General features: G+C 71.1%; 13 protein-coding genes and 1 pseudogene. 12 read left to right on the top strand and 2 right to left on the bottom strand.

Annotated elements, in window-relative coordinates; translation table 11 throughout:
• The first annotated feature begins 4 nt into the window (after nt 1-4).
• The 5 genes and pseudogenes from FGW37_RS28930 (at nt 5) to FGW37_RS28910 (ending at nt 5,141) form a co-directional block, all read left to right on the top strand.
• Nucleotides 5-880 carry a class I SAM-dependent methyltransferase gene (locus FGW37_RS28930; protein WP_179083765.1) on the top strand — a complete coding sequence of 292 codons (876 nt, stop codon included), beginning with the start codon at nt 5-7 and terminating at the stop codon, nt 878-880.
• A 283-nt stretch (nt 881-1,163) separates the two neighbouring features.
• A pseudogene (locus FGW37_RS34250) lies at nt 1,164-1,691 on the top strand (asparagine synthase-related protein); the annotation flags it as partial.
• Nucleotides 1,692-2,454: 763 nt separating this feature from the next.
• Complete coding sequence (locus tag FGW37_RS28920) at nt 2,455-3,852, top strand: APC family permease (protein ID WP_179083764.1); 1,398 nt, start codon at nt 2,455-2,457, stop codon at nt 3,850-3,852.
• A 338-nt stretch (nt 3,853-4,190) separates the two neighbouring features.
• A complete protein-coding gene (locus FGW37_RS28915) occupies nt 4,191-4,697 on the top strand; it encodes an MFS transporter (protein WP_179083763.1) in 507 nt (168 codons plus the stop codon).
• A 99-nt stretch (nt 4,698-4,796) separates the two neighbouring features.
• Nucleotides 4,797-5,141, top strand: coding sequence for a peptidase inhibitor family I36 protein (locus tag FGW37_RS28910; protein WP_179083762.1), 345 nt, complete (start codon nt 4,797-4,799; stop codon nt 5,139-5,141).
• Between the two features lie 346 nt (nt 5,142-5,487).
• On the opposite strand, the gene FGW37_RS28905 is transcribed toward FGW37_RS28910, so the two are convergent.
• Complete coding sequence (locus FGW37_RS28905; protein ID WP_246430613.1) at nt 5,488-5,985, bottom strand: ArsI/CadI family heavy metal resistance metalloenzyme; 498 nt, start codon at nt 5,983-5,985, stop codon at nt 5,488-5,490.
• 80 nt (nt 5,986-6,065) lie between these two features.
• Between FGW37_RS28905 and FGW37_RS28900 the strand changes: the two genes are divergently transcribed.
• From FGW37_RS28900 to FGW37_RS28890, 3 genes are all read left to right on the top strand, one after another.
• Nucleotides 6,066-6,467 (top strand): ArsR/SmtB family transcription factor, encoded by a 402-nt coding sequence (locus tag FGW37_RS28900; protein WP_179083761.1) that lies wholly within the window; start codon nt 6,066-6,068, stop codon nt 6,465-6,467.
• 104 nt (nt 6,468-6,571) lie between these two features.
• A complete protein-coding gene (gene arsB / locus FGW37_RS28895) occupies nt 6,572-7,597 on the top strand; it encodes an ACR3 family arsenite efflux transporter (RefSeq protein WP_246430870.1) in 1,026 nt (341 codons plus the stop codon).
• Nucleotides 7,590-8,009 carry an arsenate reductase ArsC gene (locus FGW37_RS28890; protein ID WP_179083760.1) on the top strand — a complete coding sequence of 140 codons (420 nt, stop codon included), beginning with the start codon at nt 7,590-7,592 and terminating at the stop codon, nt 8,007-8,009. The genes arsB and FGW37_RS28890 overlap by 8 nt, the downstream gene beginning before the upstream one ends.
• Nucleotides 8,010-8,023: 14 nt before the next feature.
• On the opposite strand, the gene FGW37_RS28885 is transcribed toward FGW37_RS28890, so the two are convergent.
• Nucleotides 8,024-8,974, bottom strand: coding sequence for an MBL fold metallo-hydrolase (locus FGW37_RS28885; RefSeq protein ID WP_179083759.1), 951 nt, complete (start codon nt 8,972-8,974; stop codon nt 8,024-8,026).
• Nucleotides 8,975-9,080: 106 nt separating this feature from the next.
• On the opposite strand from FGW37_RS28885, the gene FGW37_RS28880 reads away from it, so the two are divergent.
• The 4 genes from FGW37_RS28880 (at nt 9,081) to FGW37_RS28865 (ending at nt 14,497) form a co-directional block, all read left to right on the top strand.
• On the top strand, nt 9,081-9,998 hold the full coding sequence (locus tag FGW37_RS28880; protein ID WP_179083758.1) for an AraC family transcriptional regulator: 918 nt from the start codon (nt 9,081-9,083) through the stop codon (nt 9,996-9,998).
• 24 nt (nt 9,999-10,022) lie between these two features.
• Nucleotides 10,023-11,270: a threonine synthase gene (locus tag FGW37_RS28875; protein WP_179083757.1), complete on the top strand. Its 1,248-nt coding sequence runs from the start codon at nt 10,023-10,025 to the stop codon at nt 11,268-11,270.
• Nucleotides 11,271-11,802: 532 nt separating this feature from the next.
• A complete protein-coding gene (locus FGW37_RS28870; RefSeq protein WP_179083756.1) occupies nt 11,803-12,999 on the top strand; it encodes a cytochrome P450 in 1,197 nt (398 codons plus the stop codon).
• A gap of 109 nt (nt 13,000-13,108) precedes the next feature.
• Nucleotides 13,109-14,497, top strand: a complete 1,389-nt coding sequence (locus FGW37_RS28865; RefSeq protein ID WP_179083755.1) for an erythromycin esterase family protein — start codon at nt 13,109-13,111, stop codon at nt 14,495-14,497.
• Nucleotides 14,498-14,610: the final 113 nt, after the last annotated feature.

The raw sequence follows: 14,610 nt of genomic DNA, 5'->3' as shown, positions 1-14,610 counted from the left end.
GCGCGTGCCCACTTTACCTCCGGAGCGCTCGCACCCTTCCGAGCACGAGCCTCATCGGTATCGCCAGGCAGCGGAGTCGTTCGGCTCGGACGCCGAACGCTACGACCGTGCCCGGCCCCGCTATCCCGAAGCCATGGTGGAGCGGATCGCCGCCGCCGGCCCCGGCGTTGACGCTCCCGATGTTCCCGGCGTTCCCAATGTCCTGGACGTCCTCGACGTCGGCTGCGGTACCGGCATCGCCGCCCGGCAGTTCCAGGCGGCCGGCTGCAAAGTGGTCGGGGTCGAGCCCGACGCACGGATGGCCGACCTGGCGCGCCGGCTGGGGCTCGAGGTCGTCGACGTAGCGACGTTCGAGGCCTGGGACCCGGACGGCCGGCGATTCGACGCGGTCGTCGCCGGCCAGGCCTGGCACTGGATAGACCCGGTCGCAGGAGCCGCCAAGGCCGCTCAGGTGCTGCGGCCCGGCGGACGGCTGGCAGCGTTCTGGAACGTGCCCCGGCTTCCACCCGCCGTGGCAGAAGCCTTCGCCTCGGTCTACGAACGGGTGGCGCCCGATGCCCCGTTCAACTTCCAGGCGCTGACGAAGCCCGCCCCGGACGGTTACCAGGCCCTGTCCGCCCAAGCCGCCGACGGGATCCGCAAGGCGGGCGGATTCGGCGAACCGGAGCTGTGGCGATTCGACTGGGAGTGGTCCTACACGCGGGACGCGTGGCTGGACCAGATGCCCACCCATGGAGCCCTCACCCAACTCCCTCCGGACAAGCTGGCGGAGGTGTTGGAGTACGTCGGAGCCTCCATCGACGCGATGGGCGGCGGCTTCACGATGCCTTACGTGACGGTGGCGGTCACTGCGGCACGGGCGGAAGCACGACCCGTATAGCCGCCGGAGGCCGACCCCGCACGCGCCCCCCTGCGCGCCGCGTGCACCATCGAGCCGCCTCCTCGGGAGGGTGCACGTAGATGCCCGGATCACCCGTGGGTAGAGATGCCGAAGCCAGCACCTTCACCGCTTCACCGCTTCGCTACTTCACTGCTTCACTGCGGAAGGGAACCCGACGATGGCGGACCTCCAGACACTCGGCTGGTTCGAAGGAAACGTCCTCGAGGAGGGCGGCGAAGGGCTGCGGTGGTGGAGGTAGGACCACTCTGCGCACGAGTCGCTGATGCCGGAAGACGTATGGTTCGCCGTCCTGCCTGACAGCCAAGCGGCCTGTACGGCAGCACGTACGCTGCGCCCGTCGGCCGATCGAGTCGTGCTGCACGGGTCCGGCCGACCGTGGTTGCTCGGACACTGGCCCGACGGTCATGTGACGGTCGCCGAGGCCGGGGCGGCGCGCGTGGCGGTGATCGGGCGGTGTCCGGTGACCACGCCCGGGCTGTCGGCACGCGTAGCGCGGCCGGCCGTGGCGCATGACCTCGAAGCCGACATCGACGTGGCCGAGCGAATCGTCGACGGGCTGGCAGGCAGCTTCCACCAAGAAGGAGCCGCCGCGCTACGAGGGGCGTTGTCGGCCGCCGTCGACTCCTGCACTGCCGACGGCGGTACGGCCAGCGCGGACCTGTCCGGTGGGCTGGGCTCCACCAGCCTGTGCCTCCTTACGGCCCGCGGCCCGGCCCGGCTGGTCACTCTGCACCGTGAGGCGACCGACCCCGGCAACGACGACGCCGACTGGACGCGGCGCGCCGTGGCCGCCCTGTCCGGTGCAGGTGCAGAGCACCAGCAGGTGGGCAGGGAGCGGGTCCCGCTGTGGTTCGCCGGGGTGAACGGCAGCTCGTATCCGCCGTGGGAGGAGCCGGGCCTCTGGGTGCGCGACAGAGCGCGCCTGGACGACCTCACCCAGGTCCGCGAGCACCCGCTCAGGGCGCCCGCCTACATCCGTGCCCACCGCCTGCGGCTGCGGCAGCCGCTCACACCGCTGCTGCGCGCGCTCGCCGAGCGCACCACGTACGCGCGCTGGCTGACGCACGCGGCCGATCGACTGACCGCCCTGCCCGTGCCCGGGTACATGCCGGCCCCGGTGACTGCGGAGGCAGTACGGCACGTGCAACAGCTGCTGCATGAGATACGCGAGGACACCCCCGGCGCCACCGAACCCTTGGCCCGGCAGCGCGCGCAACACGCGGCGATCCTGTACGCGCGGGCCACGGGGAGCGCGGTGCGCCGCCTCGACCAGGCCACCGGGCGGGCCCCACCAAAGGCGACTACAGCGCCGACTTCTACGCCGCCCTGCGCCGCCACCGCGGAGAACTCCTGGATCTCTTCGACGACTCCCTGCTCGCCGGTATGGGACTCATCGACCCTGCACCCTTGCGCGCAGCGCTGCTCGGCCTGCACCCCACGACCCACATCCTCACGTCGTTGTCCCAGACGGTCGCCTGCGAGACGTGGCTCCGCGCCGGCGTTCGCCCGGGCGTATGGGTTGGTTCCGGCTCTCGCCGTGAAAGGCCCCCGCCATGACCGCCTCCGAGCCGAGTGCACCTGCCGCCGTCACAGCAACCCCCGTCAGCCGCCGCGGTCCGCGCCGCCCGGTCCTCTTCTTCGCTTTTTCCTTCGCCGTGATCGCCGATCCGGTGTCCTCCGTCGCGTACGCGATCGAAGCGGCGCTGCGCGCGCTGCACGGCGACCTCGTCCTGCTCATGCCGACGATGGCCCTGGTGGTGGGCCTGGTCGTGGTCGTCACCGCGAACTACTGGCAGTTGGTGCGCCGCTTCCCCCAGGGCGGCGGGGCCGCGGCCGCGGCCGGGCGGGCCTTCGGGCCGCGCTGGACGTTCGTGCCGATCGGGGCGCTGGTCGTGGACTTCGTACTCACCATCGGGATCTCCATCGCCGCGGCCGCGAGCGCCGTCATCGCGCTCTTCCCCGGGCTGGCGGCGCTCCGTATCCCGCTCGCGCTGCTTCTGCTGCTCGTGGTGGCGGGGCTGACGTGGTTCGGGCACGGCGGCAGGCTGCTGTTCGCCGTCATGACGCTGGCCTTCGTACTGGTCTCCGTCGCCGTGCTCGTGCTCGGTTTCGTCTCGCCGCACGCGATCGGGGCAGCGCCGGCCTCCGCCGATCCCGGTCGGTCGGCGGCCCTGGCTGTCGTCCTGGCGTTTCCCGTGGCGATGGCCCTGGCCACCGGCGTCGAAGCGCCCTCGACGGCGATCGCGCAGCTCGGCCAGCTCGACGACACCCGGCGCCGTCGCTTCGGCCGGGGCACTCTGGCCCTGCTCCTGGTCATCGTCGGCGGCCTGACGCTGGCCCTGACCGTGCTGGCCGTACGTCTGCGCACCGGCATCCCCGGCCATGACTCCACCCAGATCGCCGACATCGCCCGGGCCGCGGCCGGATCCGGCCGGCTGTACGGCGCGTTCCAGTTGACCAGTTCCCTGCTGCTCCTCGCTGCCGCCAGTTCGTCCTTCCAAGCCGGTCCGGGACTGTTCAAGGCGCTCGCGGGTACGGCGGAGCGCCCCGGCGTGCTGCCCGCGGCCTTCGGCCGGACCAACCGCCACCACACCCCGTACTGGGCCGTGGTCGTCCACCTGGCCGCCGCCGGGCTGATCATCGTGGCCGCTGCGGGGAAGGAGCAGGAGCTCGTACTGTTCTACGCGGTCGCCGTCTTCGTGAGCTTCCTCGTCGGCCTCGTGGCCATGACCCGCTTCGCCCGCGCCGAACGCAAGACCGCCCTCGCTTGGCTGAACGGTGCGGCCGCCGCCGCTGTCGCCTTCACCCTCGCGGTGAACCTCCTCCGCGGCTGGCCGGCGCTCTCCCTTACCGCCACGCTCCTCGTCGCCGGGGCGCTCTATCTCCTGTGGGTCCGGGCGGGCCGCCCCACGGGGATCGACAAAGCCGAGGCCTGCGCCGAAGCGGCTTGAACCGGACCGCGGCGCAACCTGAATCAGCTGCTACCGCCTGCCCCGATAGCGGGAGACCTTCTGCCGGTTCCCGCACACCCCCATCGCGCCTCCCAGGTGCCGTCCCGTTGGGCGTCGTGCACCCGGCTCAGCACCATGCCGGTGATCCGCTCGGCCGGGGAACCGACCGGCTCGAAGCCGAGCCGCCCGGCTCCGTCCGCCCTGAGTGCATAACGCAGCCCGGACGCCGTCTGCGTAACGTGCTCGACCGCGCGCACCCTCGCCCCCTCATCGCGCACTCCGTCTTCGGCGGGCAGGCCAATGTGAGTACGTCCGTTCCCCGCTCGACATGCAGGGAGTTGCAGAAGTCCTGCACGACCTCCAGTGCGCCCGGGGCCGACGCGGGCTGCGACCACACTCCCGAGCAACCGGAGGCCGCCAAGCGCGGCGGACTGTGGCGCGACGCCGACTTCCTGAAGTTCTGGGGCACCGAAAGCCTGTCGATGTTCGGCACACAGATCTCCATGCCGGCGATGAGCGGAGTCGGCGCCTTCGCGGGCAGCGTGCTCGCCGGACGACTCGCGCGCCGATGGGGACTGGGCCGCACCATCGTGGCCACGACGGCACTCGCCTGCGCCGCACCACTGCTCATCCCGATCGCCGGCGGCAACGGGGACGGCAACGGAACCGGCGGACGTGCCGCCGCCACGGCCGTCATCGCGGTCGCGCTCCTGCTCAACGGCGCGGGCGTGGCCATCAGCAACATCCATGTGGTGAGCCTCCGGCAGACCGGCGTACCCCCCCCCCGAGATCGCTCCTTCGTGATCGCGTCGGACGCCCCCGACCCGTCGAACAAGCGCCCCTAACGGGTGAATCGCGTAAATGTCGGCGACATGACATAGGAGTCCCTGCTGTTCTGGTCTGGGACTCCCCTGTCAATCCGGACCACCCACAAGGGGGCTCGCATGACACTGCGCAAGCCGATCGCGGCACTGTTCGCAGTCATGGCGCTGGTTGCCGCGACGCTAGTGGGAATGACCACCCCGGCGGCCGCCGCCGACTGTCCGTCCCAGAACTTCTGCATGTTCAGCGGGACCGACTTCACCGGCGCCCAGTTCAACCTCTACCGGTGCGAGACGTACGAGCTGTCGAACTGGGAAGGCCACGGTTCCTGGATCAACAACCAGACCCCGGGGACCCGCGCCCAGTTCCTGGACCAGAACCACAACGTCATCTACACCACACCCGGTGCCTACTCCGCCAGCTCAAGCCACGACTGGACGCCGGTCTGGTACGTCCGTCCCTGCTGAGAGCCCGGCGCCCGTGCGTGATGAGCCGGCCCCCGTCAGCGGCCGGTGCGGTGAGCAGGTCCCTTCGACCGGGGCTGGGGTTCGGGCAGCGCCCCGCCCTCTTCCTCCCAGTCGGCCAGACGCCTGCTCATCGCGTCCTCACGTGAAACGGAATCCGCGTGTCCGAGCCCGGGTGCCCGCTCATCGCGGGCATCTTTCCTGGACTCGTCCTCACGCCGGCCACCGGTCATACCTTGCCTCCTGCCCATCCGACACACGGGTACGTGCCCGCACGTGTCCATCAGAGCAGCGCTTTCCCGGCCCCACGACTCCGGTTACCGCAGATGGGTGCCGCGGTCGGCGCGGGTCAGCTGCCGCAGCCACAGCTGACAGGCGCCTCCACCTCCGGCTCGGCCCCCGTCTTGTTGCTGTCGCTCGTCGCCGAGCCCGCGCAGCACGCGTCGCCCTCATCCAGGGCAGGGGCCTTGCCGAGGGTGTCGGCGTCGGCCTTGACGACGTAGACCTCCCAGGGTTCGCGGCCGGGGCCGTGGACCCAGACCTTGTCCTGGAGGGCGTAGCAGCAGGAGGTGTCGTTCTCCTCGAAGGTAGCCAGGCCGGCCTCCTTGAGGCGCTCGGCGGCAGCCGTGACCACTTCGGTTCCCTCGACCTCGACGCCCAGGTGGTCCAGGCGGGTGGCCTGCCCGGGCTCGCCCTCGATGAGGACGAGCTTCAGCGGAGGCTCGGCGACGGCGAAGTTCGCGTAGCCGGGCCGGCGCTTGGTCGGTTCGACGCCGAAGAGCTTGGAGTAGAAGGTCACTGACGCTTCGAGGTCGGCAACGTTGAGAGCCAGCTGAACGCGGGACATGGCGATCTCCTCGATCCACTTGCATCGATTATCTTCGATACAAGCTTGCGCCTTGGATCGACAGACGTCAACATAGAGGTATGTCGAATCAAGAATTCGTGGTGCTCGGGCAGGACGGCGACGGCCCCGACGGCTGCTGCCCCGGCCTGCTGACCGCCCCGCTGGCCGAGGACCAGGCCACCGAGCTGGCGAAGGTCTTCAAGGCCCTGGGCGACCCCGTCCGGCTCCGGCTCCTGTCGTTGATCGCCTCCCGGGCGGGCGGCGAGGTGTGCGTCTGCGACCTCACCCCCGCCTTCGACCTGTCTCAGCCGACGATCTCCCACCACCTCAAGCTCCTGCGCGAGGCCGGCTTGATCGCCTCCGAGCGGCGCGGGACGTGGGTGTTCTACCGGCTGCTGCCGGAGATGACCGACCGTCTCGCCGGGATCCTCACCCGCCCCGCCGGGCAGCCCCTGCCCGAGCCGGCCGAGGCTCCCGCGTGACCCGCGCGACCCGGGTGACCCGCGCGACCCGCGCGAGCACCGCCCCCGTGGCGGCCCGGCTGTCCTTCCTCGACCGCTACCTCGCGGTGTGGATCCTGGCCGCGATGGGTGCCGGTCTCGGCCTGGGCCGCCTCGTCCCCGGGCTGGGGGACGCACTGGCGAAGGTCACCGTCACCGGTGTCTCGCTGCCGATCGCGCTCGGCCTGCTCGTGATGATGTACCCGGTGCTGGCCAAGGTCCGCTACGACCGCCTCGACACCGTCACCCGCGACCGCCGCCTCCTCATCCCGTCGCTGGTGATCAACTGGATCGTCGGCCCGGCGGTGATGTTCGCCCTGGCCTGGCTGTTCCTGCCGGACCTGCCCGAGTACCGCACGGGCCTGATCATCGTGGGTCTCGCCCGGTGCATCGCAATGGTGATCATCTGGAACGACCTGGCCTGCGGCGACCGCGAGGCCGCCGCCGTCCTGGTCGCGCTCAACAGCGTCTTCCAGGTGATCGCGTTCTCCGCGCTCGGCTGGTTCTACCTCTCCTTCCTGCCCGGCCGGCTCGGGCTGGAGGCCACGGGGCTGGACGTGTCCGTGTGGGAAATCGCCCGCTCCGTGCTGATCTTCCTGGGCATCCCGCTCGCCGCCGGCTACCTCACCCGCCGCCTGGGCGAGAAGGCCAAGGGCCGCACCTGGTACGAGGCGAAGCTGATCCCCCGCATCGGCCCGTACGCCCTCTACGGACTGCTGTTCACGATCGTCCTGCTCTTCGCCCTCCAGGGCGAGGCGATCACCTCGCAGCCCTGGGACGTCGCCCGGATCGCGCTCCCGCTGCTGGTCTACTTCGCCGTCATGTGGGCCGGATCCATGGTCATGGGCCGCGCCGTCGGACTGGACTACCCGAGGACGACGACACTGGCGTTCACCGCCGCCGGCAACAACTTCGAGCTGGCCATCGCTGTCGCCATCGCCACCTTCGGCGCCACCTCCGGCCAGGCTCTCGCCGGAGTCGTCGGCCCCCTCATCGAGGTCCCCGTCCTCATCGGCCTCGTCTACGTCGCCCTGGCCGCCCGCCGCCGCTACTTCCCCCAGCCTGCTACCGGCCGGTCGGCCGCCGCCCCGGAAGGTTCCGCCCGTGTCTGAGTCCCGTAAGCCCTCGGTGCTGTTCGTCTGCGTCCACAACGCCGGACGCTCCCAGATGGGCGCCGCCTTCCTCACCCACCTCGGCGCGGGCCGCGTCGAAGTCCGCTCCGCCGGGTCGGCCCCCGCCGAGACCGTCAACCCCGCCGTCGTCGAGGCCATGCGGGAGGTCGGCATCGACATCTCGGCCGAGACTCCGAAGGTGCTGACTCCGGAAGCGGTGCAGTCCTCGGACGTGGTGATCACCATGGGCTGCGGCGACGCGTGCCCGTACTTCCCCGGCAAGCGCTACCTGGACTGGAAGCTCGACGACCCGGCCGGCCAGGGCGTCGATGCGGTCCGCCCGATCCGCGACGACATCGAGCAGCGCGTCCGGGTCCTGCTCGCCGAACTCGGCGTCCAGGCCCGCGCATAAGCACACGGGTCGGTCTACGCCTTGTCGTAGACCGCCCACGCTTCCAGAGCGAACCCGTCACCCTCCTTGCGGACTTCCATGGCACCCGCCCCGCCGAGGTGCGCAGGGAGGACCAGTTCGCGCTCGGCTGCGGCCCGTTCCAGGATGCGGCGGCGGCTGGCAGCCGCCTGGCCCTGATCGAGGCAGAAGCAGCTGTTACAGGAGGGGTGGAGGATCTGTACGGGGCTGTGCAGCACGTCGCCGACGAAGACGGCGCGGTCCGTCCCGGAGGTGAGCCGCAAGACGGACGAGCCCGGTGTGTGGCCGGGCGCGGGCTCCAGCGTGAGGTGGTCGTCGATGCGGTGGGCGCCTTCCCACAGCACGGCCCGGCCGGACCTGTGGACGGGCGCGATGCTGTCCTCGTAGAGCAGCCGGTCCTCCTCCCTCAGCCCGTTCCCGTATCCGTTGTCCGGGCCGTAGTGGAAGTCGTCGGCGGCCGGGATGAGGTATTCGGCGTTGGGGAAGGTCGGTATCCACTCCCCCTCAGCGCCTGCGCCCGCGCTCATGGTGTTCCAGCCGACGTGATCGACGTGGAGGTGGGTGTTGACGACGACGTCGACGTCCTCCGGGTGGATACCGGCCTGGGCCAGCCGGCCGAGGAAGTCGCCCTGCCAGTGGTGGAAATGCGGTGAGCCGGGCCTCTCGCGCCCGTTGCCCACGCCGGTGTCGACGAGGACGGTGCGCCCGCCGCTGCGCAGCACCCAGCTCTGCAGCGCCGACACCGCCCTGTCGGTGTGCGGCTCCCAGTGGTCCGGTGCCAGCCAGTCCTCGTTGTCCTTCCACATCTCGGTGGTGGACTCCGGGACGATGCCGCGGGCCGGCAGGAGCGGGCCCTGCCACTCGACGACCCGGATGACCTCGACATCCCCGAGCACCATGCTCTGCACGTTCTCGCCCCGCACGTTCTGCGCGTCCTTGCTCTTCATGTACCCGACCCTAGAGAAAGGGATCTGAGCCTCTCAATGATTGTTCTGCTCACCTGAATACGTAGGCGTCTCACACCTGATGCCCGCCGGCGATACCCTGACGGCCATGGACGTGGTCAGTGACGCGATCTCCGCCGTACGTCTCGGACGCCCCTCCTCCGACCGAGTGCGGGTGAGCGGGAGCTGGTGTGTGCGCATGCCGCCGTACGACGGGGCCGGGTTCCACGTGGTCCTGGAGGGCACCTGCCGGCTGCTGGCCAACGGAGGCTCCCCGGTCTCCCTCGGCGCGGGCGACGCGGTGCTGCTGCCGCACGGTACGGGCCATGTGCTCGCCGATTCCGCACGCGATGCGGCGGCCCTGGAGAGGACAGTGCCGTTCGAGGAGTGGCGCGACGGGCTCGGTGCGCGAGCCGGCACCGGTCGCGGCGCCGTGGAGATGCTGTGCGGCAAGTACCGGCTCGACCGCAGCCGCGTGCACCCTCTGATGGCGGAACTGCCGAAGGTCGTCCACCTGCCGAACCGCGCAGGCAGCCACCCCGAACTCCGCGCCGCCATCGGCCTGCTGGGCGGTGAGCTGGACGTACAGCGGCCCGGTTCGTACACGGCTCTGCCGAGCCTGCTCGACCTCCTCCTCGTCTACATGATCCGCTCCTGGATGGCCGAGAGCACGACGGGAGCCTGGCCCGGCGCGCTGAGCGACGACGTGACGGCCGCCGCCCTGCGCGCGCTCCATGCGGACCCGGCCGCGCCGTGGACCAACGAGCGCCTGGCCGCCGCGGCGGGGGCCTCACGGCCCACCCTGGCCCGCCGGTTCACCGCCCTGGTCGGGCGCCCGCCGATGGCGTACCTGACGTGGTGGCGCCTGACCTCCGCCGCCACCCTGCTCCGCGACACCCCGGATACGCTCACCGCCATCGCCCGCCGCGTCGGCTACGGCAGTCCGTACGCGCTCTCGCACGCCTTCAACCGGGAGTTCGGGACGACGCCGGGACGGTATCGGGCACAACTACAGGGTGGTCGTTGAGCACTCGGTCCTAGACTCCCGGCCATGACCACGTCGATGACTGCAGGAGACTCGCTAGCCACCAGCCAACGATCCCTGGGCGACCCTGAGGTCCACCACCCGCTGTGGCCGCCGCTGGTCGCGGGGTGCCCCACGACGAGCACCGACACGATCGCCCACCCGCTCGAGGTGGACTACGCGTACGACAAGGTGAGTCCGGAGCTGTTCACCGGTGCCGGGTCCGGCCTCGGCTCCCGCCCCGGTGCCGGTCACGACCGGTGGGCCCCGCTGCTGCCCCCGCTGCCGGCCCCCGGACTCGGAGAAGGCGGCACGCCGCTGATCGACATCGGGGACGGTGTCTTCGTCAAGGACGAATCCCGCAACCCCACGTGGAGCCACAAGGACCGGCTCAACCGCGTCACCGCCGGCGCCGCCGTCGGCGTCGGGGCGAGCGGCATCGTCGTCGCCTCCTCCGGAAATCACGGCGCGTCCGCCGCGGCGTACGCGGCGCGTGCCGGGCTGCGCTGCGTCGTACTCGCATCCGCGGGCATGCCGCCCGCGGTCGCTTCCTTCCTGAACGCCTACGGGGCGCTGGTCCTGCCTGTTCCCGCTGCCGACCGCTGGCCGCTGATGCGGCTCATCGCCGACCGCACGGGCCTGCATCCGGTCAGCAACCTCGCGGTGACCCACACCGGTCACCCCTTCGGCGCCGAGGGCTACAAGACCGTCGCGTACGAGATCTTCGCCGATCTCGGTGTCCCCTCGGCGGTGTTCGTACCCACCGGCTACGGAGAACTGCTCTTCGGCGTCTGGAAGGGGTTCGCGGAGCTGCACCGGCTCGGCCTGGCGGCGAGCGTCCCGCGCATCCACGCCTGCGAGCCCGCCCTCGGCGGCCCGCTCCACGCCGCCCTGCGCCGAGGGGTCCCGGCCGCCCGGGTCGACGTCGGCGAGTCGGACGCGTACGGCATCGACTGCGCGGTCGGCAGCATCCGGGGCGTGCTGGCCGTGCGCGGGAGCGGCGGCAGCGCGCTGCTGGTCAGCGACGAGCAGATGCGGGCCGCCCAGGCGGAGCTGGCCGGCCACGGCCTGTGGGCGGAGCTCTCGGCCGCCGCGGGGCTGGCCGGCCTGCGCAGTGCGGGGCAGGGGGTGGAGCGGGAGGGGCCGGTCGTCTGCATCTCCACGTCCAGCGGCTTCAAGGACCGCGGCGTGGGTGCTCCGGAACTCGCCGCCCCCGTCGATCCCTCCTGGGACGAGGTGTCCCGGCGGCTGCGCGCTGCGGGAATCCGTAACTGACAAGGTGCCGCCGGCGGACGTACTGGATTCCGCAGGAGGACAAGTGTGCCGCCGCGCTCCGCCGATGCTTCCGTACGCCACCGCTGATTCCGCTGCGAGCAGGTTCCGGGGGAAGGCTGGCAGCGTACGGGAACACGGCGGGGCGGAGGCGGACATGGGGCTGTTCCGGAAGAGGTCCGGGTCGGATCCGGGTCGTCAGCGCGGTAAGAGGAAGGGCCGGGGAAAGGGCTCAGCAGGCGCGGCGACGCACTCTTCGCATGACGGTGGCCAGGGCACGGACCGTTCCGACGGGTCGGCCGGGTCGGACGGGGCCGGTGGCTCCGACAGCGGGGGCGGCGGAGCCGGCTGAACCCGGCTGAATCCGACTGAAACCAGCGGGGAACGCACGAGTAGTGCACGTTTATGTATGCGTCGGCGGGGTGCCGAGTGCCTGAATTACACACCCGGCAAAAGTGATACGTACGCGTCACTCCTGTCGGATGTGTATGGCGAGGGAATCCGCGGGCAGCCATGACGGAGAGGAGGCTGTGATATGGAGTGTCCACGGCTGTACGACGTCACCGATCTACCGGCACTGGAATTCGACCCCTTTCTCTGGAAATCACTGAAGGACGCCCCGGTTTCCCGGATCCGGCTGCCGCACGGCGAAGGGGACTGCTGGCTCGTCACCCGGCACGCCGACGTACGGTTCGTCACCTCGGACCGGCGGTTCAGCCGGGACATCGTCGGGCGCTCCATCCCGAAGATGACCAAGCACTTCATCCCGCTCGACAGGGCCGTCAGCTTCGTGGACCCGCCCGATCACGCACGCGTGCGCGCAGTGGTGGCCCCCGCCTTCACCCAGCGCCGCATGGACCTGCTGCGCCCTCGCGCCCAGGCAGTCCTCGACCGCCTGGTCGACGGATTGCTCGAAGCCGGGCCGCCCGCCGACCTCATTCGCCACGTCACCTCGCCGTTTCCCTTGGAGGTGATCAGCGAGCTGCTCGGCATCCCGGCCGCGGACCGTACCCGCGTACGGGACTGGGCCCGGACCCTGCTGTCGAGGGCGTCGGACCAGGCGGCGGCAGAGCGCGCGAAGCAGGTGCAGCAGGCGGCCAGGGCGTACTTCCGCGAACTGGCCGCCCGGCGCCGGGCCGAGCCCCGGAACGATCTGATGAGCGCGATGGTGGCCGCCGTAGAGGAAGGCCGCATCGACGAGGAGGAGCTCCTCGCGCTGGCCACCCTCATGGGGCTCAACGGCTGGCACGCGGTCCGCAACAACGCCTCCAACATGGTGTACGTGCTGCTCACCGAGAAGGGGCTGATGGACAGGCTGCGCTCCGAACCCGGGCTGGTGCCGCAGGCGGTGGAGGAGTTGCTGCGCTGGATCCCGCACAAGCACGGGGTCGGGCAGCCGCGGATCGCCACCGAAGACGTCGAAGTGGGCGGCGTCCTGATTCGTCAGGGGGAGTTCGTCTACGTCTCCTACGTCGCGGCCAACTGGGACGAGCAGGTCTACCCCGATCCCGGTCGCATCGACGTGGACCGTCAAGGCCCGCCGCACGTCGCCTTCGGGCACGGACCGCACTTCTGCGTGGGCCCCATGCTGGCCCGCATGGAGTCGGAGCTGTTGCTGGCCACTCTGGCCCGCCGGCTGCCCACCATGCGGCTGGCCACGCCGCGGACACAAGTGCGGTGGCAGACCGAGGTGCTGATCCGGGGGCCGGTCGACCTGCCGGTCACTTGGTGAGCGGGCACCCCGAGCACCTCCATGCCGGTGGTCCCCTGCAGCCCCCGCAGGCCCCGCAGGCCCCGCAGGCCCCGGAAGACTCCTGCAGGCCCCTGGATAGCATCCCTGCATGACACACGCATCATTGCGCCGTTCCATAGCGCCGGCAGCGGCCCTGACCCTCGCCTGCACCGCGCTCCTGGGTCCGGCCGCCGCCGGCGCGGCCGCGGCCGCTTCCCCCGCCGGGCAGGCCGCCGTTCGCCCCACCACCTCGGACCGTGACGTGGTCGCCGGCCTGGAGCGGTACGCCCACCCGCTGCGCACCGCCGAGCCCGGCGGGCCGGCGGGCGACCTGGCCGCGTTCGCCTCGATGACCCGCGGTGCGTCCATCGTCGGTTTCGGCGAGGCCTCGCACGGCTCGAAGGAACTGTTCACGGTGAAGGACCGGCTGTTCAGGCAGCTGGTCCGGCGCGAGGGCTTCTCCGCCTACGCCATGGAGATCAGCTGGTCGGCGGCCACGCGGCTGAACACGTACCTCCTCACCGGCAAGGGCGACGTCCGGCAGATCATGCGTGAGGAGTTCCAGGACGGGTACTCCCTGCTCAACACGGAGGAGCTCGCCCAGCTGTTCGACTGGATGCGGGAGTACAACCGCACCGGCTCGCACAAGCTCCGGGTCGTGGGCATGGACTTCTCCGACGCCGACCCGGAGCAGTACGAGCGCATCCTCACCTGGGCGGAGGGCAACGCACCGGCCCTCGCCCCCGAACTCCGCCGCCACTACGCCGCACTGCGCGCCCTGCCCACCGGGGTGGCCGCGCGCATGGCCGCGTACAACGCCCTGCCGCTCACCGAACGGAAGGCGATCGCCAAGGACGCGGAGGCCGCCTACCAGCTGCTGTCCGAGGCCGGAAAGCAGGACCCCTGGGTCCTGCAGGAGGCCCGGATCATCTCGCACATGGCCACGGAGTACACCGTGGACTGGAGCGACCCGGCCCAGGCGAAGGCAGCCAGCCGCCACCGCGACCGGACCATGGCGGAGACCGCCGTGTGGTGGCAGCGGCAGACCGGCGAACGGATCGTGGTCTCGGCCCACAACGGGCACGTCTCCTACGAGTCCGCGGTGCCCGAGGCCTACCCGGTCACGATGGGCGCGGACCTGCGCGAGCTCGCGGGCCGCGACTACCTCGCCGTCGGCACCTCCTTCCACGGCGGCGACTACCGCGCCAAGACGGCGACGGGCGAGTCGGGAACGTACAGCGTCGGCCCGGCCGCACCCGGCAGCAACGAGTACACCCTCGACCAGGTGCGCCACCGCGACTTCTACGTCGACCTGCGCGCGGCCGGCCGCAACCCGGCCGTCAAGAGCTGGCTGAACACCGCGCGCCCCACGTTCGTCGTCCCCGGCCGGTACCCCAACGACCCGACGCCGCCGCTCGCTCTCGGGCGCGCCTTCGACGTCGTGGTGCACCTGCACCACGTACGGGCGTCCGTGGCCGTGCCGCCGCAAGCGAAGTAGCCATCGGCTGACACTGCTTCGCGTTCTTCCTGCCGTCTTCCTTCCGTCACCCGGGCGGGTGACGGAAGGACGAGGTCACCCGCCCGCACCAGGCATGTCGGGGGGGCTGTGCG

Origin of the sequence: Streptomyces rectiverticillatus, from assembly GCF_013394065.1 — a bacterium.
Lineage (GTDB): Bacteria > Actinomycetota > Actinomycetes > Streptomycetales > Streptomycetaceae > Streptomyces > Streptomyces rectiverticillatus.
The sequence above is the reverse complement of the archived record's forward strand: the minus strand, read 5'-3'. Positions and strand labels throughout refer to the sequence as shown.